Source organism: Variovorax sp. P1_G12 (genome assembly GCF_056405555.1).
In genome coordinates this window covers 163,495-185,235 of record NZ_JBFUBW010000011.1, presented here as the reverse complement: position 1 = coordinate 185,235, position 21,741 = coordinate 163,495, and the positions used below count along the sequence as shown (strand labels likewise).

At 67.6% G+C, this 21,741-nt stretch carries 17 protein-coding genes; 7 read left to right on the top strand and 10 right to left on the bottom strand.

Annotated elements, in window-relative coordinates:
* The first annotated feature begins 60 nt into the window (after nucleotides 1-60).
* From hemC to AC1D2O_RS15160, 7 genes are all read left to right on the top strand, one after another.
* Entirely contained in the window at nucleotides 61-954 is an 894-nt protein-coding gene (gene hemC / locus AC1D2O_RS15190; RefSeq protein ID WP_478091718.1) for a hydroxymethylbilane synthase, read from the top strand.
* Nucleotides 955-973: 19 nt separating this feature from the next.
* Entirely contained in the window at nucleotides 974-1,732 is a 759-nt protein-coding gene (locus tag AC1D2O_RS15185; RefSeq protein WP_478157336.1) for a uroporphyrinogen-III synthase, read from the top strand.
* Nucleotides 1,729-2,808: a uroporphyrinogen-III C-methyltransferase gene (locus AC1D2O_RS15180; protein ID WP_478157334.1), complete on the top strand. Its 1,080-nt coding sequence runs from the start codon at nucleotides 1,729-1,731 to the stop codon at nucleotides 2,806-2,808. Before AC1D2O_RS15185 ends, AC1D2O_RS15180 begins: the two co-directional genes overlap by 4 nt.
* Nucleotides 2,809-2,823: 15 nt before the next feature.
* The gene (locus AC1D2O_RS15175; protein WP_478157333.1) at nucleotides 2,824-4,107 is read left to right on the top strand and encodes a heme biosynthesis HemY N-terminal domain-containing protein; all 1,284 of its coding nucleotides are present in this window, start codon (nucleotides 2,824-2,826) and stop codon (nucleotides 4,105-4,107) included.
* 203 nt (nucleotides 4,108-4,310) lie between these two features.
* Complete coding sequence (locus tag AC1D2O_RS15170; RefSeq protein WP_478157331.1) at nucleotides 4,311-5,504, top strand: polysaccharide biosynthesis/export family protein; 1,194 nt, start codon at nucleotides 4,311-4,313, stop codon at nucleotides 5,502-5,504.
* Between the two features lie 17 nt (nucleotides 5,505-5,521).
* A complete protein-coding gene (locus AC1D2O_RS15165) occupies nucleotides 5,522-5,962 on the top strand; it encodes a low molecular weight protein-tyrosine-phosphatase (protein WP_478157359.1) in 441 nt (146 codons plus the stop codon).
* Nucleotides 5,959-8,211, top strand: a complete 2,253-nt coding sequence (locus AC1D2O_RS15160; RefSeq protein WP_478090976.1) for a polysaccharide biosynthesis tyrosine autokinase — start codon at nucleotides 5,959-5,961, stop codon at nucleotides 8,209-8,211. Before AC1D2O_RS15165 ends, AC1D2O_RS15160 begins: the two co-directional genes overlap by 4 nt.
* Nucleotides 8,212-8,341: 130 nt before the next feature.
* Here the strand turns inward: AC1D2O_RS15160 and AC1D2O_RS15155 are convergent, their stop codons facing one another.
* From AC1D2O_RS15155 to AC1D2O_RS15110, 10 genes are all read right to left on the bottom strand, one after another.
* Nucleotides 8,342-9,565 (bottom strand): WcaI family glycosyltransferase, encoded by a 1,224-nt coding sequence (locus tag AC1D2O_RS15155; RefSeq protein ID WP_478090975.1) that lies wholly within the window; start codon nucleotides 9,563-9,565, stop codon nucleotides 8,342-8,344.
* Complete coding sequence (locus AC1D2O_RS15150) at nucleotides 9,562-10,785, bottom strand: glycosyltransferase (protein ID WP_478090973.1); 1,224 nt, start codon at nucleotides 10,783-10,785, stop codon at nucleotides 9,562-9,564. Before AC1D2O_RS15150 ends, AC1D2O_RS15155 begins: the two co-directional genes overlap by 4 nt.
* The gene (locus AC1D2O_RS15145) at nucleotides 10,782-12,125 is read right to left on the bottom strand and encodes a hypothetical protein (protein WP_478157330.1); all 1,344 of its coding nucleotides are present in this window, start codon (nucleotides 12,123-12,125) and stop codon (nucleotides 10,782-10,784) included. Before AC1D2O_RS15145 ends, AC1D2O_RS15150 begins: the two co-directional genes overlap by 4 nt.
* Nucleotides 12,122-13,306 (bottom strand): glycosyltransferase, encoded by a 1,185-nt coding sequence (locus AC1D2O_RS15140; RefSeq protein WP_478157328.1) that lies wholly within the window; start codon nucleotides 13,304-13,306, stop codon nucleotides 12,122-12,124. The genes AC1D2O_RS15145 and AC1D2O_RS15140 overlap by 4 nt, the downstream gene beginning before the upstream one ends.
* The gene (locus AC1D2O_RS15135; RefSeq protein ID WP_478094059.1) at nucleotides 13,303-13,956 is read right to left on the bottom strand and encodes an acyltransferase; all 654 of its coding nucleotides are present in this window, start codon (nucleotides 13,954-13,956) and stop codon (nucleotides 13,303-13,305) included. The genes AC1D2O_RS15140 and AC1D2O_RS15135 overlap by 4 nt, the downstream gene beginning before the upstream one ends.
* Nucleotides 13,953-14,813: a hypothetical protein gene (locus AC1D2O_RS15130; protein WP_478157327.1), complete on the bottom strand. Its 861-nt coding sequence runs from the start codon at nucleotides 14,811-14,813 to the stop codon at nucleotides 13,953-13,955. Before AC1D2O_RS15130 ends, AC1D2O_RS15135 begins: the two co-directional genes overlap by 4 nt.
* A 134-nt stretch (nucleotides 14,814-14,947) precedes the next feature.
* Nucleotides 14,948-15,913: a GDP-L-fucose synthase gene (fcl, locus tag AC1D2O_RS15125; RefSeq protein ID WP_478094062.1), complete on the bottom strand. Its 966-nt coding sequence runs from the start codon at nucleotides 15,911-15,913 to the stop codon at nucleotides 14,948-14,950.
* A gap of 28 nt (nucleotides 15,914-15,941) precedes the next feature.
* Complete coding sequence (locus AC1D2O_RS15120) at nucleotides 15,942-17,378, bottom strand: mannose-1-phosphate guanylyltransferase/mannose-6-phosphate isomerase (RefSeq protein ID WP_478157325.1); 1,437 nt, start codon at nucleotides 17,376-17,378, stop codon at nucleotides 15,942-15,944.
* Nucleotides 17,375-18,097 carry a sugar transferase gene (locus AC1D2O_RS15115; protein ID WP_478091012.1) on the bottom strand — a complete coding sequence of 241 codons (723 nt, stop codon included), beginning with the start codon at nucleotides 18,095-18,097 and terminating at the stop codon, nucleotides 17,375-17,377. Before AC1D2O_RS15115 ends, AC1D2O_RS15120 begins: the two co-directional genes overlap by 4 nt.
* Before the next feature lie 529 nt (nucleotides 18,098-18,626).
* A complete protein-coding gene (locus AC1D2O_RS15110) occupies nucleotides 18,627-21,713 on the bottom strand; it encodes an Rne/Rng family ribonuclease (RefSeq protein WP_478157323.1) in 3,087 nt (1,028 codons plus the stop codon).
* Nucleotides 21,714-21,741 lie beyond the last annotated feature (28 nt).

The window sequence follows — 21,741 nt, the reverse complement described above, 5'->3', positions numbered from 1 at the left end:
CGTTGCTGCGGCGCAACATGCTAGCATCCCACGGGTCTCTCATTCATACGGAAAACGGTCTTGAGCAACATCGTGATCGCCACGCGCGAAAGCCGCCTGGCCATGTGGCAGGCCGAACACGTCCAGGCGCTGCTGCAAGAACAGGGCCACGCGGTGGAACTGCTCGGCATGACCACCCGCGGCGACCAGATCCTCGACCGCTCGCTCAGCAAGGTCGGCGGCAAGGGCCTGTTCGTCAAGGAACTCGAACTCGCGCTCGAGGAAGGACGCGCCGACATCGCGGTGCATTCGCTCAAGGATGTGCCGATGGACCTGCCCGAAGGTTTCGCGCTGGCCTGCGTACTCGAGCGCGAAGACCCGCGCGATGCGCTGGTGTCGCCGCGCCATGCCTCGCTCGCCGCGCTGCCGCAGGGAGCGGTGGTCGGCACTTCCAGCCTGCGCCGCGTCGTTCTGCTGCGCGCGTTGCGGCCCGATCTGCGCATCGAGCCCCTGCGCGGCAATCTCGACACCCGGCTGCGCAAGCTCGACGAGGGCCAGTACGACGCGATCGTGCTCGCCGCCGCCGGGCTCAAGCGGCTCGGTCTCGAGAGCCGCATTCGCGAGTGCTTCGAGCCCGACACGATGCTGCCCGCCGCCGGGCAGGGTGCGCTCGGCATCGAGGTCCGGTCCGACCGCGCCGACCTGTTCGCGTTGCTCGCGCCCCTGGCGAGCCGCGGCGACGGCCTCGCGACCGCCGCCGAACGGGCCGTCAGCCGCGCCCTCGGCGGCAGTTGTTCGATGCCGCTGGCCGCGCACGCGCGCTGGCAGGCCGACGGCCGCCTGCGCATCGACGCCGCCCTCGGCGATCCCGAAGGCGTGACGCCGCTGGTGCGCGTGCATCGGGTGGCCGATGCGGCCGATGCCGCACAAGCGGCGGCGCTGGGCGAAGCGGTGGCGCGCCTGCTCCGGACATGAAGCGTCGCCAGGCTTGCCCATGTTGTTGATCACACGGCCGGCCAGAGAGGCTGCGCGATGGGTGGACGACCTGCGTGCGGCGGGGCTGGAGGCCGTTGCGCTGCCATTGATCGCGATCGAGCCGCTCGAAGACCCGACGCAGCTCCACGCCGCCTGGCAGCGCCTTTCCGACTACCACGCGCTGATGTTCGTGAGCGCTGCCGCGGCCGAGCATTTCTTTCGCGGCATCGATGTCCGCGTGCCCGCGCAGGTGCGTTTCTGGGCCACCGGCCCCGGCACCACCCGCGGGCTGCGTGAGGCCGGGGTGCCGGCATCGGCGATCGACGCGCCGTCCGCCGATGCGGCGCAGTTCGATTCCGAAAGCCTGTGGGCTCTGGTCCGGACGCAGGTGGGTCCGGGCGTGCGGATCCTGATCGTGCGGGGCGGCGATGCCGCGGGACGGGCCACGGGGCGCGACTGGCTGGCCCGCGAAATCGCGGCCGCCGGCGGCGCCTGCGATGCGGTGGCGGCCTATCGGCGGCTGCCGCCGCCCTTCGGCGAGGCCGAGCGCAGGCTGGCCCTCGATGGCGCCAGCGGTGCCGCGACTTGGCTCTTCAGCAGCTCGGAGGCGATCGCCAACCTGCGCCGGCTGTTGCCCGCCGTCAGCTGGCGGTCGGCACGCGCGCTCGTCACGCATGAGCGCATCGCGGACGCCGCGCGCGACGCGGGCTTCGGCCGCGTGCAGGTCTCGCGGCCTTCGCTGCCGGCGCTGGTGGCGTCGATAGAATCCTTCGCATGAGCGACGCTCCCGTCTTCAACGAGCCCGTGCCGGAACCCGCGCTGCGCGCGCCGATGCCGACCCCTTTGCAGGCCGGCCATCCGGCCGCGGTGGCGCTGCTTTCGCGGCTGGCGTTCGGCCTGTTCGCGATCGTCGCCGTGGTCGCGCTGCTGATCGCGCTGGCACTCTGGCAGAAGGTCAGCGGTATGCAGGAACAACTCGCCCGCCAGAGCGCCGACGCCTTGGCCCAGTCGCTGGAGGCGCGGACCCTGGCGCGCCAGGCGCAAGAAGTCGTGCGCGACACCGCGGCCCGGCTGGCGCTGGCCGAAACCCGGGTCGGCGAGGTCGCACTGCAACGCTCCCAGCTCGAGGAACTGATGCAGAGCCTGTCGCGCTCGCGCGACGAGAACCTGGTGATCGACATCGAGGCCGCCGTGCGGCTGGCGCTGCAGCAGGCGCAGGTCACCGGCAATGTGCAGCCGCTGCTGGCCGCGCTCAAGGCCGGCGATCTGCGCATTGCGCGCGCGGCGCAACCGCGCCTGGCGCCGCTGCAGCGCGCCATGCAGCACGACGCCGACCGCCTTCGCAGCAGCGCCAGCATCGACAACAGCGATGCATTGCAGAAGCTCGACGAACTCATGCGCGGCGTGGACGACCTGCCGGCGCTCAACGCCGTGGCGCTGCGTCGCGGCGGGTCGGACGCCTTGCAGACCGAGCCGCTGTCGGCCGATGCGCCCTGGTGGCAGCGCTTCCTGCTGATGGTGCGCACCGAGGCCCGCTCGCTGCTGCGCGTCGGGCGCATCGAGCGGCCCGAGGCGGTGCTGCTGACACCCGAGCAGACCTTCTTCCTGCGCGAAAACCTCAAGCTCAAGCTGCTCAATGCCCGATTGGCCCTGCTGTCGAGGCAGGTCGATACGGCGCGCGGCGAGATGGCGACCGTCTCGGCGGCGATCAACCGCTATTTCGATCCGGCCTCGCGTCGGGTCCAGGCCGCGGCCACGCTGGTGCAGCAGGTGCAGGCTCAAATCCGCACCAGCGAGCCGCCACGCGTCGACGAAACCCTGGCCGCGCTCGCCACGGCCGCCGCCGGGCGTTGAGGCAGGCTCGAAGCCATGCGCGCCGTCCTCTGGTTCCTCGCCCTGTTCGGCATCGCCGCCGCGGTGGCGCTGTTCGCCGGCAACAACCAGGGCACGATCACCGTCTTCTGGCCGCCCTGGCGGGTCGACCTCTCGCTGAACCTCGTGCTGCTGCTGCTGTTCGCCGCCTTCGTGCTGCTGCACCTCGCACTGCGCGGCTTGGCGGCGCTGTTTTCGCTGCCCAGGCAGGCGCGCCAATGGCGGCTGCAGCAGAAAGAGCGTGCGCTGCATACGGCACTGCTCGATGCCGCGGCGCAACTGCTGGCCGGCCGTTTCTCGCGCGCGCGCAAGGCGGCCCAGGCGGCGCTGGCGCAGGAAAGAACGCTGGCCGCGCTCGATGCCCGCCTGCCGCAGGCTTTGCAGGTGCGGGTGCTGGCGCATCTGCTGGCGGCCGAGAGCGCGCAATCGCTGCAGGACCGCCCGGCACGCGACGCCCACCTGCAGCAGGCGCTCAACGAGAGTGCCGAGCGCGGCGTGCTGGTCACGCCCGAGACGCGCGAAGGCGTTCAGCTGCGCGCCGCTCGCTGGGCGCTCGACGATCGAGACGCACCGGCGGCCCTGGCGCGGCTCGAGGAGCTGCCGCAGGGCGCCCAGCGGCGTACGCTGGCACTGCGGCTGCGCTTGAAGGCGGCAAGGCAGGATCGGCGCACGCTCGAGGCTCTGGAGACTGCCCGGCTGCTGGCCAAGCACAGGGCCTTCTCGGATGCCGCGGCGCAGAGCATCGTGCGCGGGCTGGCCAGCGAGCTGCTGTCGGGTGCCCACGATCCCTCCCAGTTGCTGCGCGCGTGGGGCGAACTCGAGACCTGGGAGCGCGAGATGCCCGAGGTCGCGATCCATGCGGCCCAGCGCATGGTGGCGCTGCGCGGCGATCTTGCTTTGGCGCGCGCCTGGCTGCTGCCGGCCTGGGAGCGCATGGTCGAGCATCCGCAGAGCCTGGGTGAAGCCTTGCGCGTGAAGCTGGTCCGTGCGCTGGAAGCGGGTCTCGATTCGGTCGATGCCGACTGGCTGTCGCGGATCGAGTCGGCGCAGCGGAACAATCCGCGCGATGCCAATCTGCAGTACCTGGCGGGCATGGCCTGCATGAAGCGCCAGCTGTGGGGCAAGGCGCAACAGTTGCTCACACAAGCTGGCCTGGGGTTACAGGATGCGAACCTGCACCGGCGGGCCTGGCAAGCGCTGGCGCAGCTGGCCGAGGCGCGCGATGACGCTGACCAGGCGTCGGCTGCCTGGAAGCGCGCAGCACAGACGGAAAATCCGTAGTCTGCACCGCCGCGTGCGGCTTTGATGCTATTGAATCAATAGCGCGGGCAGCGAAAAACCTGCCGCTTCGGGCCTGTTTCGAGTCGGGAAATTCCTGAAATCGTGCGATTTCCACGCCTGATCAGAAAAATTTCCTCTGACTAAAGTTCTACGCCAAGAAAGCATTTGAGTCGTCCCCGCTCCTGATGTACAGTCGTAACTGTTTGCAAAAGTATTCATTTCAGGGTCACCATGCGGAGCTGCACTTGAAGCATTTTTTACTACATGCCGTGGTGCTGATTTCGGCGGGCGTGCTGGTACAGGGCTGCGCGCCACTGGCGCCGGGCTTCCGTTCAGCCAGCAACGATGCCCAGCAAGCTGTGTCGCCGGCCGGTTTTTCGACCTCAGAGATCGATCCGCCGCCGGCGGGCGCGTTGACCGAGATCACTCCTGTCCTGATCGGGGCGCATCGCGCGGCCACCCGCCAGACCAAGCTCAGCGCCGAAGTGATGGGTTTGCTGGGCCCGACGGAGCCCTACCGGATCGGTCCCGGTGATGTGGTGGGCATCGTGGTGTTCGACCATCCGGAGATGGTGTTCAGCTCGGTTCCCGCGACCACGGTGGCCGACCCTGCCAGCGTCTCTCCCGCACCCGGCTACATCGTCTCGAACACCGGCCAGTTGAGTTTTCCGTACATCGGGCCGCTCAAGGTGGCGGGGATGACCATCCAGGAAATGGAGCAGGCGGTGGTGAAGCGCCTCGCGCGCGTCTTCAAGGACCCGCAGATCAGTGTCCGGGTCGAGGCCTTCCGCAGCAAGCGCGCCTACATGGACGGTGAGATCCGTACACCCGGACTGATTTTGTTCACGGACATTCCGATGACCTTGGCGGAAGCGATCAACCGCGCGGGCGGCCTGACGCCGAACGGCGACCGTTCGGCGCTCGAGTTGACGCGCGAGGGCAAGACGATCTCCATCGACCTGATGGCGATGGCCGATGCCGGGATCAATCCCAGCCGCCTCCCGCTGCGCCCGGGCGACATGATCTATGTGCGTGGCCGCGAGGAGCGCAAGGTCACGGTGATGGGTGAGGTGACCCAGCAGGGCGGGGTGCTGATGCGCAATGGCCGGCTGAGCCTGAACGACGCCCTGACCGAAGTGGGCGGCGTCAACCTGACGACCGCCAATCCGCGCCAGATCTATGTGATTCGCAACGAAGCCCAGGGCCAGTCGATCTTCCATCTGGACGCCCGCACGCCCAGCGCGATTGCGATGGCGAATGGATTCCCGCTGCAGGCCAAGGACGTCGTGTATGTCGACCCGGTGCCGCTGGTGCAGTGGAACCGCGTGCTGAACCTGATCTTGCCGACTGCGACGACGGCGAGTTCCTACCAGACGCTCACCGTCACCGGCCGCTGACCGAGCCGATCGTGACTATCCGGAACATCCTCGTCGTGTGCATCGGAAACATCTGCCGCAGCCCGATGGCCGAAGGCTTGCTCGCCGCGGCCCTGCCGGACGCGCAAGTCGCATCCGCCGGCCTCGGCGCCCTCGTGGGTGAGCGCGCGGACGCCATCGCCTGCGAACTGATGCAGGAGCGCGGCATCACCATCGAAGGCCACCGTGCGCGGCAGATCAGCTTTGATGCCTGCCAGCGCGCCGACCTGATCCTCGTGATGGACGGCGAGCAGCGCCGCGCGGTCGAGGAGCGCTATCTATTTGCCTCCGGCAAGGTATTTCGTCTCTGTGAGTTCAGCGATCAGGACGTGCCGGACCCCTACCGGGCCGGCCGCGCTTCTTTCGAGCGGTCGCTGACGCTCATTGAAGACGGCACCCAGCAATGGGTCAAACGCATTTCAAGAGTATCCAGCCGATGAATTCCTCTCTCATTCCCAAACCCACTCCAAGTTCCTTCGGCACGTCGGATGAGGAGGATTTCGACTTTGGGCACTACCTCGAGGTGCTCGTCGCGAACAAGTGGCTGATCGCCTTCGTGACCCTGGTCGTGTTCCTCGGCGGCGTGGTGTATGCGTTCCTCCAGCGGCCGGTCTACGAGTCCAACCTGGTGATCCAGGTGGAGGGCCCGGACAACACCGGCAAGGGTGTCCTCAGCGACGTCGGCGGGCTGTTCGACGTCAAGACGCCCGGCAGCGCCGAAATGGAAATCATCCGCTCGCGCATGATCGCCGGCAAGGTCGTCGAGGCGATCAAGCTCGACGTCGTGGCCGGCCCGCGCTATGTGCCCTATATCGGCGGCTGGCTGGCGCGGCGGGCGAGCGGCCTGTCGGACCCGGGCTTCCTGGGCTTTGGCGGCTATGTGTCGGGCACGGAAAGGATCGACGTGGCCCAGTTCGATGTCCCGAAGACGATGGAGGGGACGTCCTTCGTGGTGACGGCCAAGGGCGACGGTCAGTACACGCTGTCGGCCTCCTCGCTGCCTGAGCCTCTGACCGGCACGGTTGGCGCCCTCCTGAAGGCGCAGACCCCCGCCGGGGAGCTCGCGCTCACGGTGAGCGCGCTATACGGCAAACCGGGCGCCGAGTTCAACCTGATGCATCTGCCCAATCTGCCGACCACCCTCGGGCTTCAGGCCGGCCTCCAGCTGAGCGAGCGGGGCAAGTCGTCCGGCATCATCAACGTCGCGCTGCAGGACATCGATCCCAACCGGGTGCAACGGGTGCTGAACGCCGTGGGCGCGCAGTACGTGCAGCAGAACGTCGAGCGCAAGGCGGCGGAAGCGCAGAAGACGCTGGCGTTCCTCGACGTCCAGTTGCCGCTGTTCAAGCGTCAGATGGAGGCCGCCGAAGAGGTCTACAACCGCTATCGCAACCAGAAGGGAACGGTGGCGTTCTCCGAAGAAGCGACCATGATCCTGGGCCAGGCCGTCGACCGCCAGACCAAGCTGCTGGAGGCCCAGCAGCGCCGGCGCGAACTCGAAGCGCGCTTCACCGCCAATCATCCGCTGGTCCAGACGCTGGACGCGCAGATTGCGGCGTTGAAGGCCGACATAGCCGCGATCCAGACGCGGATCAAGGGGTTGCCCGCGATCCAGCAGGAAGCGGTGCGCATGGAGCGCGATGTCAAGGTGAACACCGAGCTCTACCAGTCGCTGCTCAACAATGCGCTGCAGCTTCGCCTGGTGAAGGAAGGCAAGGTCGGCAACGTCCGCGTGCTCGACGAGGCCGTGCTGCCGATGTTCCCCATCAAGCCGAACCGGACGGTCATCATGGCTGCGGCCCTGGCCCTGGGCCTGTTCCTCGGCGTCTGCGCGGCGTTCCTGCGCAATGCCTTCGTGGAGCAGCGCATCCGCGATCCGCACGAGGTCGAGGCCGACATCGGCCTGCCGGTGTTCTCGACCATTCCGCTGAGTCCGGCACAGGATGCCATCGCGAAGCGGCGCTTGAGCGGCGCCACCGGCGTGCGTCTGCTGACGATCGAGAAGACCGACGACCCCGCCGTCGAGAGCTTGCGCAGCCTGCGCACCGCGATGCAGTTCGCCATGCTGGAGTCGCCGAACAACCGCGTGTTGATCACCGGGCCGACGCCGGGCGTCGGCAAGAGCTTCGTGGCCGCCAATTTCGCCGCGCTGATGGCAGCCGCCGGCAAGCGGACCCTGTTGATCGATGCCGATCTGCGGCGCGGCCACACGCACCAGTATTTCGGTCTGCAGCGTCACGGCGGCCTGTCGGAATTGATCGCCGGCAGCTTGACGGTGCAGCAGACCGTGCACCGCCAGGTGGTTCCCAGCCTGGACTTCCTGGCCACCGGGCAGTTGCCGCCCAACCCGGCCGAACTGCTGATCTCGGACTCGTTCAAGTCGCTCCTCGAACGTTTGTCCGACCAGTACGACCTGGTTGTCATCGACGCGCCCCCGGTGCTGGTCGCCGCCGACACGAGCACGGTGGCCACGCACGTGGGCACCGTGCTGCTGGTGGCACGCGCCGAGCAGTCCACGATGGGTGAGCTGAAGGAAAGTACACGGCGTCTCGCGATGGGCGGCAAAGCGGCCACCGGCGTGCTGCTCAACGGCATGAACGTGCGCCGCAGGGGCTACGCGCCCTACAAGTACGGCCGCTACCGCTACACCAACTACAACTACGAGAGCATCCTGCCCGAAGAGCAGTAGCTGTTGCTCGCCCCCAGGTTGCCCGGCACTGCGTGTCCGGGCGCCCACCCCCTACCGGGGGCAACACCGGCGGACTGGCAAAGCCAGATCCGCGGTGTTTTGCGAACAAGGCCGGGCTTCGCCGGCCTTTTCAGCTTTTGATGCAGGACTGGAGGTCGCGTTCGAACTGGGCGAGGACGGCGTCGCGGTCGAAGTGGGCTTCGGCGAAGGCGCGGGCGCGCAGGCCGAGTTCCGCGCGCAAAGCGGGTTGGGAGGCCAGCTGGAGCACCGCATCGGCGAAGGCGCGGGCGTTGTCCGGGGGGACGGCCAGGCCGCAATGGCTGGCCACCTTGCCGAGCTCCGTATCGGCCCTCGCGCCGGCGACCACCGGCCGGCCGCTGCTGAGCATGCCGGTGAGCTTGGAGGGCATCACGAGGTCGGCGGCGTCCGCGCGCTGCGGCAACAGATGGATGTCGGCGAGGCCGAGCAGATCGCCCAGGCGCTTGACCGGCTGCAGGTCAAGGAAGCGCACGTTCGGGAGCTTCCCGCAGCGTTGCATCAACTCGGCGCGGCCGGCGCCGTTGCCGCAGAACACGAACTCGAGGTCGGGCTGGTGCTGCAGCATGTCGGCCATTTCGGCCAGCAGTTCCAGACCCTGCTTGGCGCCGGTGTTGCCCGAATAGAGTGCCACGACGGCATCGTGCCGGATGCCCAGCTCCGCCCGATACGGACTCGCCGCCCGCAGGGGCTGCACGGCCGACACGTCGGCCCAGTTCGGCAGCGAGATCAGCCGCGCATCCTCCGTGCCTTTGTGGGTCGCTCGCTCCATCATGCGCAGGGAGATCGTCGAGATGCGGTCGAACCGGCGCATCAGGCCGCGCTCGATCATGGCCACGAACGATCGCAGGCCGGCGCCCTTGAGCAGGCCGAGATCGAAGGCGGCATCCACCTCGTAGTCCTGGATGTGCAGCCATGCCTTCGCCGAACGCAGGCGCGCGAAGGCCAGCGCCGCCGGGGCACAGAACAGCGGCGGTTCGGTCACCCACACGACGTCGGGTTTCCAGCGCCATTGCGCGAGCAGCGTGGGAACGCTCGAAATCGCGAAGCTGGCCAGGTGAACCAGCCTCTTCAGTCCCGACGCCTTGCGCGGCACCCACAGCGGCGCGCGGAAGACGGTGGCGCCGTGCCACTCTTCGCGGGCGTAGCGCGAGCCCTTGTAGCCGGGCCAGACCGCCCAATCCGGGTAGTAGGGCGGCGCCGTCACCACCCGCACTTCATGCCCCCTGGCCGCGAGCCAGGCAACCATCTCTCCCGTGTATTTGCCGATGCCGGTCAGTTCCGGCGCGAAATTGATTCCGTAGACAAGAAGTTTCATTGACTCTCGGGCAGCGTTCCGGCGCCGGTTCGGCTTGGTCTTGACTGTGTCGCGGCGGCGCCCGACACCGGCGTATGTTCGCCGATGATCCGGACCAGCGTTTGCGCGACCTGCCCGACCTGGAAACGATGCCGGAATGAGCGCTGCGCCGCGACGCGCATGGCCGCCATCTCCGCCGGCGTCAGCGCCAGCCAGCGCTGCAGGGTGTCGATCGTGCCGGCCAGCGTGTCCGGGGCCACAAGGCCTGCGCCGTCCTGCTCGATCTCGCGCCAGATGTTCACCTTGTTGCTGATCAGCACCGGCTTGTTGCAGGCCAGCGCCTCCACCACCGCGATGCCGAAGTTCTCCTGGTGCGATGGGAGGCAGAACACGTCCGCCGTGTGGAAAGCACCCCATTTGAGGTCGCCCAGCAGCATCCCGGTCCAGGTGATGCGCGCCGAAATGCCGAGCTCCGCGGCACGGTTCCTGAGCTGCTGCACCAGACCCTCGTCACCGGGGCCGGCCATGACCAGTTGCAGCTCGGGCGCATCGGCGGCGACGCGGGCGAATGCGTCGACCAGGAGGTCGCCGCCTTTCTTCTCGTGGATGCGTCCGAGATAGAGCAGCGATCGCTTGCCCCGAAGTTCGGGAAAGCGGTTCAGGAAGACCTCGGTGAGGGCCGCCGCGTCCGCAGGCGGCTCGGAGGTGCCGTACGAGCCGACGACTTCCCGGGCGCGGTAGAGCCCGAAGGATTGGCGCGCCAGAAGGCGCTCTTCCTCGCAGGTGAAGATCACTGCAGCGGCGTCGCGCAGCACGCGGTACTCGGCCCAGGGCCAGTACAGCCATTTCTTCAGGTGCTTGAGCGGATAGCGTCGCTTGAACCACGGGTCGAGCATGCCGTGGGTGTACACGAAATAGGGCGTGGTCGACGCATGCAACGCACGCCAGGCGGCGAAGCCGGCGTATTGCCAAAGACCGTTCACGATCACCGCGTCGTAGCCGGCCGCATGCTCGCGCAGCCACGTCACAGCGTTCGCGTTGTACATGTAGCTGGTGCGCGACGGCCCCACCGCGTGAAGCGGCGCCGGGCATTCGCGAACCCAGGCCGAAGCCGGATCGTCCAGCGACAGCAGTTCGCTCTCGTGGCCGAGCGCGACCAGGGCCTCATGGATTCGAAGCACGCCTTCGATCGGTCCGCCTCCGCGAGGATCGACCGAGGGAATCAGATGGAGCAGTCTCACGCCGATGGATTGCGAGGGGGAAAGAACTCGGCCGTGGGATGCCGGAATACGAGCAGGCCGAAAGCCAGCATGATGCCCAGCAGGCCGTGGGCCGAGAGTTGGCCGATCGCCGACCAGGTGAGGATGGCGAGCGACACGACCAACCACAGCAGGATCGGATAGACCGAGTGCAGCTGAAAGGACAGCTTCAAGCTCTTGCGGATGCCGGCGATGACGACGGCCACCTTGAAAGCGGAGAACGCGTAGCCGATCAGGCCGCCCTCGAGCAGGATCCGGCTGGCCTCGACTTCGGCCAGCGCGAAGTCGCCGGTGCTGCCGGTGCGCGTATAGGTCGCGAGGTTGGAGCCCAGGCCGATGCCGGAGCCGAGCCAAGTGAACTGGTCGTATGCAAAGGATTGGCCAAGGAAGATCATCAGCACGCGGCCCCAGAAGCCCTCGACCTCGGAGGCCTCCTGGAAACGCTGCTCGGTGATCTGGATCGCACCGCTGAAGGCGAAGAACAGCACCGCGAGCAGCAAGAGTCCGACGACGACGCCCACGATGGCCCGGCCCTTGGCCTTGCCCCGCGCCAGCCAGAGCCGGCCGACGAAGTAGCCTGCAACCATCAGGCCAGACAGGGTGACGGCAGTGCGCGAGCCGCTCACCATGCTCGAGACGACGAAGGCACCGAACAGTGCCATCGCGAACAGAGTTTGCCACCTGGCCCGCTTTCGCGCCCCGGCGAAAGCGAACACCAGCGGCGTCATGAGCGCCAGGTAGGTGGTGTAGCCGGCCGTGAAACTGAAAGTGCCGGTGGTCCGGACGACATCGGCGATCACCAGGAAAACGCCGGTCTCGTCGCCATCGACCTGGCTGTTGATGCGCGCGCCCGGCGGCGAAAAATGCTGCAGCACGACCAGCGGCGTCATCAGCAGCAAGGTCCAGGCGGCCACCCGCATCGCGGCCCGATAGTCGGCTTCGTTCATTGCGGCGGCTGCGGCCACACCGAACCATATGTACAGCAGCCAGAAGCGCAGCCCGATCAGCAGCACGGTGGGCGAACTCTCTCCGGCGACGAGTTGCAGCAGGCCCCAGGCAACGACCAGGCAGGACCACACGAGCAGTGTCTGGGTGATGCCCTTGTGCCGTTGCAGCGCGCCATTGCGAAGGGCATAGGCGATCACATAGATCGCCAGCAGGTCGCGCATCAGGAGCAGCGGCAGCGTGGCCGCCGAGCTCACCCATTTGCGCACTGCGCCTTCCAGCACGATGATCAGGAACACCGCGATGAAGGCTTTGCCGGCACGGGTCAGCGTCGACTTGCGCGCCGGTGCATGGGAATGGGAAGCCACCGTGCTCATTGAACAAATTCCTCGAACAACTCTCCGGCGCGGCTTCGGTAGCTCGCCCACGAGAACGCATCTCCCGACTGGCGAGCCATGGCCCGTGCGGCATGCAACTGCGCCGGGTTGCGAGCCAATTGTCGCAGCAGCGAATGCAGCGGCTCCACCTCCGGCTCCACGATCCAGCCGCTGCCCGGAAAAGCCTCGATCATCGCCTTGGCGCCGGTATTCGTCGAGACCACGGCAGGCGTTCCGCAGGCCATCGCCTCGGCGACCACCATCCCGAACGAATCGAAGCGCGAGGGCAGCAGCAGGCAGTCGGCACGCGCGAGGATCGAAAACAGCTTGCCCTGCGGCACGCTCGGCGTGTGGCGGGTATTGGGCGTGGCAAGCACGGCGCGCAGCAACTCGGCGTCGGCGACGCCGCCGACGAACTCCAGCTCGTAGCCGATGCCTTCGGCATGCAGCCGCCGGAAGGCGGCAACGATGCTGTCGATCGACTTCAGCCGGCTCAGTGCGCCGGCGAAGACGAAGCGCGGCGGACCGTCGTGGGCCTGCCACGCCGGCACGTCGGGCGGCAACTCGGCACCGAGCATCATGGACCGGATCCTGTCGGCCGGCACGCCGTTGTCCGTGTAGCTTTCCGCGGCCAGCGGAGAGCATGTCAGGATCAGGTCGGCCAAGCGGATCTCCTCGTCCTTGCGGCGATTGATCTCGGGCGTGTAAGGCGTATCGACGGCGCCCAGCAGCCGGGCGGCGGTCCCGTGGTGGAAGGCGGCGGCGTCCAGCACGCAGCGCGCGCCGACCGCCTTGGCCGCCTGGAACGTGTGATAGGCCGCGTTTTCGTAGGCGACGACGACTTTCGGCCTGAACTGTCGTATCTGCTGCGCGGCCCAGTGATCGAACCAGTGGAAAACACGGTGCACGATGTCCGAACCCGGAACGCCGAGCCTGACGATCGAGCCCGACATCCTCAGGGCGAGCTGGAAGCGAGCCGGATGACGCCGCAGCGAGCGGGGGATCTCGACCTTGCGGACCTTCTCGCGATAGCCGGCGGGCAGCCACCACGGCGGCGCTTCGCCGTCCGCCACCACCGGCACGCCGGACCAGAAAGACTGCAGCAGCGAACGCTCATGCAGCGCGAGGGCGAGCTGGTGCGAGTGCTGCAGCCCGGGATGCGTGACCAGCACCATGGTCATGGCCGCGGCTCTAGGCCGTGCATGGGCGGATTCGCCGGACTCGCCGGATCGGCGCGGCGGCCGATCCACGCCTCGAACGGCGGCAGCAGGGCCACGGGGTCGTAGCAGAGGTCGGCGGGGCGCGCGTTCAGCCGAACGACGGCCGGATTGCCGGTGGCGACCGCCAGCGGCGGCACATCCTTCGCGATCACCGCGCCCGCGCCCACGACCGCGCCGTAGCCGATCGTGACACCCGGCAGGATGGTCGCGCCGACCGCGATCCAGGCGTAGTCCTCGATGCGCACCGGCTTCTTGAAGGATCGCCAGCCCGGATCTCCGACATGGTGACTCGCCGTGAGAATGCTGACCCGGTCGTTGATCACGACGCGTGAGCCGATGTGGACCTGGTCGAGCGCGACGATCTCCGAAGACCCCGAAATGAAGCTGTGCTCCCCGACGCTCAGGTTGGCGGCCGCGCCCTTGAGTTCGAATCGATCGAGGATCGACAGTTCGCCCACCTGCGCCCCGCGGACGCGAAAGCTGCGCCTTGCCAGAATGATCTTGAGCAGCGCGCGGAAATGCAGCGCCCGCTTGGCCCATACGACAAACCAGCGCCGGGACCCCAGCGCCGGCCGTTCGCGTGACGTCCACAGGAAGCGGATGTCGCTCATCTGCGAGCCTCGCTGCGCATCGTTCTCAAGGCGGCAACATGTGCTTGCACGCAATGCGGCTCATACCACCCGCGCGCCTGGCGGCCGACGACGCCCGGATCGATGTCCTCGAGCGCCGCGAAGCCGGCCACGTAGTTGACATTGGCGACCAGTCCATCATGCGGCCGGTAGTCGTTCCAGAGCAGGATCGGGCAGATGCCGTGGGCGCTGTAGGAGGCAAGCACACCGCTCTTCGACGCGTAGTCGATGGGATAGGCGAGGGCGCCGTAGCTGGCGCCGGACAGGATCTGGCTCACCTCCTGCGCCGCCAGTCTCCCGTGCACCACGGCGTTCTCCCGGAGCAGGCGCTGCGTCAATGAAGCGTCCTGCAGCGGCGGACCGATGTCATGGATGACCAGGCCCTTTCGTCGCGCACAGTCGAACACTTCGCCGCTGGCCCATTGGTAGACGTTGGCGCGCACCCCGGGGCTGCCGAAGACAACCAGGTGCGGCGCTCTGTCGGTGTCGATCGAAGGCGGCTCTCCCACATTCGAACAAATGGGCAGCACGCGGTGCGGCGTGGTGTCGCGTCGCGCCAGGAGCCATCGGCCGGACTCCTCCCGGTTGGTCAACCAGAAATCCGAGAGGTCGAGCAGCTCGCTGGCGATCCGCTTCTGCCAGGCGCCGAGCCAGAACGCAGAGCCCCAGGGCGGGCTGGAAGCGAACAGCTCATGGAACACGACTCCGAACGCCTGGAAGCGCGTACGCAGGCTGCGCATGTGCTCGACCAGCCAGAGCGGCACGCCGCGTTTCTGGAAGCCGTAGCCGCTGAAGTGCAGCAGCAGGCAGTCGCCCGAAAGGGACGAAATGTCGGTCATCCGGGTCATTTCCAGGGGCGGGGACTGGAGGGCGTTCCCGAGCACGGTCGCATAGTCCCGAACGCCGCCGGAACCCGGCGGAACCAGGGAAAGGAAGGATGCGCGCATGGTAGGAACTGCCCCTGCGGCGCTCTTCAGACCACCAGCGCTTCGCTGCAGAAATCTTCGTAGGCGTTCGCAATACCGTCACGCAACGCCACTTCCGGCTTCCATCCGAGCTGGCGGATACGCGAAATGTCGAGCAGCTTGCGCGGCGCGCCGTCGGGCTTGCTGGTGTCGTAGTGGATGCTGCCGCGGTAGCCGACCACCTCGCTCACCATCTGCGCGAGTTCGGCGATCGACAGGTCCTCGCCGGTGCCCACATTGATGTGGCTGGCCATGACGTCGGTATGCGCCGCGTAGGCCTCCCGCGGCAGGTCCATCACGTGGACGCAGGCGCGCGCCATGTCGTCGACGTAGAGGAATTCCCGCTTCGGCGAGCCGGTGCCCCAGATGACGACCGCCGGCGCATCGCCGGCCTTCGCTTCGTGGAAGCGCCGGATCATCGCCGGCAGCACATGGCTGTTCTCGGGGTGGTAGTTGTCGCCCGGGCCATAGAGGTTGGTTGGCATCACGCTGCGGAAATCGCAGCCGTACTGGCGGTTGTAGCTTTCGCACAGCTTGATGCCGGCGATTTTGGCGATCGCATAGGGCTCGTTGGTCGGTTCCAGCTTGCCGGTGAGAAGCGCGTCCTCCGACATCGGCTGTTGCGCGAGGCGCGGGTAGATGCAGCTCGATCCGAGGAACAGCAGCTTGCCGACGCCGGTGCGCCAGGATTCGTGGATCAGGTTGGCCTCGACCATCAGGTTCGAGTAGATGAACTCGGCCGGAAAGCTGTTGTTCGCATGGATGCCGCCCACCTTCGCGGCGGCGACGTACACCTCCTGAGGCCTCTCCTCGGCGAAGAAGGCCCGCACCTGCGCCTGGTCCGTCAGATCGAGTTCCGAACGGCTCCTGGTGATGATGTGGGTGTGGCCCTGCGCTTCCAGGCAGCGCACGATGGCGCTTCCGACCATGCCGCGATGGCCGGCGACGAAAATCCGCTTGTGCAACTCGTTCATTGAAATATCTTGTCGCCGGTTGGAGGAGTCAGGCGTGCATTCTTGCACCGCCGAGGGCGGGTGACTCGCCATCGGCGAAGCGCACGATGTCGTCTTCGCCCAGGTAGCCGCCGGTCTGGACTTCGATGACTTCCAGCGCGGTCTTGCCGACGTTTTCCAGCCGATAGACTGCACCCACGGGGATGTAGATCGATTCGTTTTCCTTGACCAGCACGGTCTTGTCGTCGCACACCACGCGCGCCGTGCCCTTGACGATCACCCAGTGCTCGGCACGATGGTGATGCATCCGCAAGGTCAGGCGCGCGCCCGGCTTCACGGTCAGGCGCTTGACCGCGAAGCGCTCGCCGTCGTCGATGCTGTCGTAGGCGCCCCAGGGTCTTGGAATGCGGCGGTGCCGGGTCGCTTGGCTGTGGCCGTGCGTGGTCAGCAGCGCGACCACGTCCTTGACCTGTTCCGCGCAGTCGCGGTGCACGACCAGCAGCGCGTCGGGGGTGTCGACCACCAGCAGATCCTTGGTGCCCAGGGCCACCACCGGCCGGCTGGGTGCATGGATGAAGGTGTTGGTCGCCCCCATGGCGAAGCCCTGGCCGCTGATTCGGTTGCCGTTGGCGTCGGTGTCATGGAGGTCGGCGACCGCATTCCAGCTGCCCACGTCGCTCCAGCGGCCCTGGAACGGAATGACGACGACCCGGTTGCATTTCTCGAGTACCGCATAGTCGATGCTCTGGCTGCGGCAGCGGCTGAACGCGGCACTGTCCATCCGGAGGAAGGCGCCATCGGTTTCGATGGCGGCAGTGGCGAGCCTGCAGCTGTCGAGGATGTCTGGGGCATGCTCTTGCAGCGCCGCGATCAGTACCTTCGCCTGGACCAGCAGGATGCCGGCATTCCAGAAGTGGCCGCCTTCCAGGAGGAACTGCTCGGCACGGTCCACCGTCGGCTTTTCGATGAAGGCCGCGACCGCATGGCCTGCCTCCTCGCCCAGCGCGGCATCGAGCTTCTCGCCCTGGCGGATGTAGCCATAGGCGGTGCTGGGAAAAGAAGGTTCCACGCCGAAGGTCACGAGGTATCCCGCCATGGCGGCCGGCACGCCCTTCAGGATCGTGGCGACGAACCGCTCCGGTTCCGGAATGTGGTGATCGGCGGGCGCGAACAGCAGCAACTGCTCCGGGTCGGCCTGAAGGGCCACCGCCGACATCGCGGCGGCGGTATTGCGCGCCACCGGCTCAAGCAACTGCTTGCCGCTCACATGGGCAGCGTCGATGCCTTCCTGGACCAGGAAACGATGCTCCTCCGCCGCCACGCAGGTCACTTCCGGGTTGAGCAGGCGCAGGCGCTCGAGCGTGAGCAGCAGCAGGCTCTTGTTGCCCACCAGCGGGGCGAATTGCTTGGGCAGTGTCTTGCGCGACAACGGCCACAGCCGGGTGCCGCTGCCACCGCACAGAACGACCGGCTGGATCTGTGTCATCTCGAACCCTCGCCGGTGATCACGGCGCGAACGGTCCTCAGCAGGATCTTGATGTCGAGCCACAAGGACCAGTTGCTGACGTACTCCACGTCGAGTTCGACCCGGCGGGCGTAGGAGAGCCGGTTGCGCCCGCTGACCTGCCACAGGCCGGTGATCCCGGGGCGCATCGCGCAGTAGTGCTCCCAGCCCCTGCCGTACAGGCTGCGCTGGCGCTCCATGCAGGGGCGCGGGCCGACCAGGCTCATGTCGCCCTTGAGGACGTTCCAGAACTGCGGCAGCTCGTCCAGACTGAGCTTGCGGATGAACTGGCCGATCGGCGTGATGCGGGGGTCCTTTTCCAGCTTCTGGAAGGTGTTCCATTCGGTGCGCGCCATGTCGCTGCGACTCAGGAACTCGTCCAGCACGTCGTCCGAGTTACGCACCATCGAGCGGAACTTGTAGAAACGGAAGCGCCGGCCGCTCTCGCCGAGCCGGGTCTGCCAGAAATGAACCGGGCGTCCCATGCTGATGAGCACACCCAAGGCAACCAGCAGATAGAGCGGGCCGAAGACAGCGAAGAAGAAGAGGGCCCCGACGATGTCGAGGGAGCGTTTCACGATGCGCTCGAAGAGCGACAGGCGGCGCGGCCGCGCCTGAACGGGTGCTGCGGACGGGCCGCCGCCGTCCGGGGAAAAGCGTCGAACGACGTTGCCGTTGGCGGTCGAATCGGAACGAAACATCTGAAATCCCCCCGTGTCGGGTGCTGCCTCAAACTTTAAGCTTTAAGCGTGGCAGTGTAACGCTTTACTACTATCGGCAAGAATTTGAACATATGTCGCAGCCCGTGTCGTGTCAACAAAAGCCGTACATCGTCCGCCAAACGGCGTAGGCTGCCGCCCTCTGTCAGGGGCCCGACGAGCCACCTTGGTGCACTGCAGCATCTTGCGGAGAAGTGTAGTCCTTTTGTATGACAAAATGTTAATGCGAATGGGTGCCCAGGTGTTGTTTGCACACGCCGTTTATGATTTTGAGAACTAATACCGAAGTTTTCATCGGTTGGCGCTTTCAGCCCGGCCCCCGTCATCGGCGACTGCGTTGCGCTCAGGCTGGCGCCGGGCCGTGGAGGCCCTCAGAAACGAACGGTGTTGAAGTGAGGAGAGGCCGCGCGAGTGGCGGCCTCGAGGAACGGGCGGCGGGACCGCCGCGCGGGCGGGAGCCGCCCTGGGACCCCTGGGGGAGAGCGGGGAGGCATTGCGCCTCCCCGTGACCTCAATGCGAGGCGTTCGCGCCGCGCGCAGCCTCTTCGAAGGGCAGCGCCATCGATCCCAGGTCGCGGCGGGTTTCCACCAGCACCAGCGGGCTGTCGTCGATCACGATCGCCGGCGGGCGCTCGCGGGGCACGTGCACGGGCTTGGGCTCGGCGGCGATGGCGGCGCGGACCTCGGCGATGCGGTCGGCGTCCGAATTGACCCAGTGAAGGCCCGAGCCTTCGGCCACCTGGGCGAGCTCGTCGAGCGGCAGCTCGAAGGGCTGGACCTTCGGCAGCGCCCGTGCGGACGGGGCCTTGGCCTCGACCGCGATGGGCGCCACCGGGGCTTGGACTGGACGCTCCGCGCGAACCGGCACCGACGGAATGTCCGCCTGGACGGCGCGCTCTGGGACCTCGACAGGTGCCGGGGTGGCGTCGGGACTGGCGAGGTTCGCTTCCCCGGCGTCTTCACGCGGACCACGCTCGCGCCGATCGCGTCCGTAGCGGTCGCGTGAGCGGCCGCGGCGTTCGTCGCCGTCGCGGCGCGGCGCGCCTTCGACACCCTGCTCGTCGCCGGGGGCGCCGGTTTCGGCCGAGAGGGCGCCGACGGTGCCGGCCTCGAGCATCGAGGCGTCCGATGTGTCCGCCTCGACGGGTCGCGCCGGGCTGTCGTTACGCCGCTCGCGGCGGCCATCACCGCGTTCAGCACGCGGGGGGCGGTCTTCGCCGCGACCGCTGCGTGCGCCACGCTCGTTCGACGCGCCTTCCTGCGCGGCGTCGCCCTGGGCTTCGCGGACCGTGTCGGCGCTGCGTTCGCGCGCACCTTCGGCATTGCGCTCGCCGCGTTCACCGCGTTCCCGGCGCTCGCCGCGTCCGCGCGGCGCGCGTTCCGATGGGCTGGCTGCCTCGTCGTTCATCGCCGGGTTCGACGCCAGCGCCTGGCTGTCGAGCTGGAGGTCGGCGTTTTCGGCCGGCGCCTGGCGGGCTTCGCCATCGCGGCGCTCGCCGCGTCCGCGACGCTCGCCATCGCGCGGTGCGCGGGCTTCGCGTGGCTCACGCGGCTCACGTGGTTCGCGCGCCTCGCGCACTTGGCTGTCGGTGCGGGCCTCCCCGCGGGCCTCGCGCCCTTCGCGGCGTTCGCCGTCCCGGCGTTCGCCCGAGCGACCGCCGCGGCGCTCACCGCCACGGCCTTCGCCGTCGCGGCCGCCACGACCCTCGCCTCGGCCGCCGCGGCGCTGCTCGCCGTCACGCGCCGTGCGTGCGCCTTCACCGTCGCGTCCGGCCCGGCCATCGCGGCCTTCGCGGCGCGGCTTCGGCGCTTCCACCGGAATCACCACCGGTGCCGGCGCAGGCACCGGCGTGGCGCCGAACAGGCTCTTGATCCAGCCGAAGAGGCCGGATTCGGCCGATTTGGCAGGGGCTGCCACGGGTGCGACCGGTGCCGGGGCGGGCGCTGCCACCGGCGGGCGCACTGCTTCCGGCTTCGGCACCGCCACCGGGGCCGGCGCGTCGGGCAGCACGCCCTTGATCACCGGGGTCTGCTTGTTGGTCGGCTCCTGCGAACGGCGCGTGACCGAAGTCGGATCCTCGATCTCGTCGGCCATCTTGTAGCTGGCCTCGATGTGGTCGAGGCGCGGGTCGTCGTGCTTCAGGCGTTCGAGCCGGTAGTTGGGCGTCTCGAGCGTCTTGTTCGGCACCATCAGCACGGTCACGCGCTGCTTGAGCTCGATCTTGGCGATTTCGGGGCGCTTCTCGTTCAGCAGGAACGACGCCACTTCGACCGGCACCTGGACATGCACGGCCGCCGTGTTGTCCTTCATCGACTCTTCCTGAATGATGCGCAGGATCTGCAGCGCGCTCGATTCGGTGTCGCGGATGTGGCCCGAGCCGCCGCAGCGCGGGCAGGGGATCGACGAGCCTTCGCTGAGCGCCGGCTTCAGGCGCTGGCGGCTCATTTCCATCAGGCCGAACTTGCTGATCGAGCCGAACTGAACGCGGGCGCGGTCCTGCCGCAGCGCGTCGCGCAGGCGGCTTTCGACCTCGCGCCGGTTCTTCGACTCGTCCATGTCGATGAAGTCGATCACGATCAGTCCGCCAAGGTCGCGCAGGCGCATCTGGCGCGCCACTTCGTCGGCGGCTTCGAGGTTGGTGCGGGTCGCGGTTTCCTCGATGTCGCCGCCCTTGATGGCGCGCGCCGAGTTGACGTCGACCGAGACCAGCGCCTCGGTGTGGTCGATCACGATCGCGCCGCCGCTCGGCAACTGCACCGTGCGGGCGTAGGCGGATTCGATCTGGTGCTCGATCTGGAAGCGGCTGAACAGGGCCGCGTCGTCGCGGTAGCGCTTCACGCGGGCTGCATGCTCGGGCATCACGTGCGCCATGAACTGCTGCGCCTGGTCGTAGATGTCGTCGGTGTCGATCAGGATGTCGCCGATGTCGTGATTGAAATAGTCACGGATCGCGCGGATCACCAGCGAGGACTCCTGGTAGATCAGGAAGGCGCCCTTGGCGCCCTTGGCGGCGCCGTCGATGGCGGTCCAGAGCTTGAGCAGGTAGTTCAGGTCCCACTGGAGTTCGGGCGCCGAGCGGCCGATGCCGGCAGTGCGCGCGATGATGCTCATGCCCTTCGGGTACTCGAGCTGGTCCATCGCCTCCTTGAGCTCGGCCCGGTCGTCGCCCTCGATGCGCCGGCTGACGCCGCCGCCGCGCGGGTTGTTCGGCATCAGCACGACATAGCGGCCGGCCAGCGAGATGAAGGTCGTGAGCGCCGCGCCCTTGTTGCCGCGCTCTTCCTTCTCGACCTGCACGACCAGTTCCTGGCCTTCGCGGATCGCGTCCTGGATCCGGGCCTGGCTGGCCGAAACCCCTTCGGCAAAGTACTGCTTGGAGATTTCCTTGAACGGCAGAAAGCCGTGGCGGTCTTCGCCGTAGTCGACGAAGCAGGCTTCGAGCGAGGGCTCGACGCGCGTCACGACCGCCTTGTAGATATTGCCCTTGCGCTGTTCGCGCCCTTCGATCTCGATTTCATAGTCGAGGAGCTTTTGCCCGTCGACGATGGCCAGGCGGCGTTCTTCGGCCTGCGTGGCATTGATCAGCATCCGCTTCATGATGCGTTGTCCTTATGTCTTTACGATC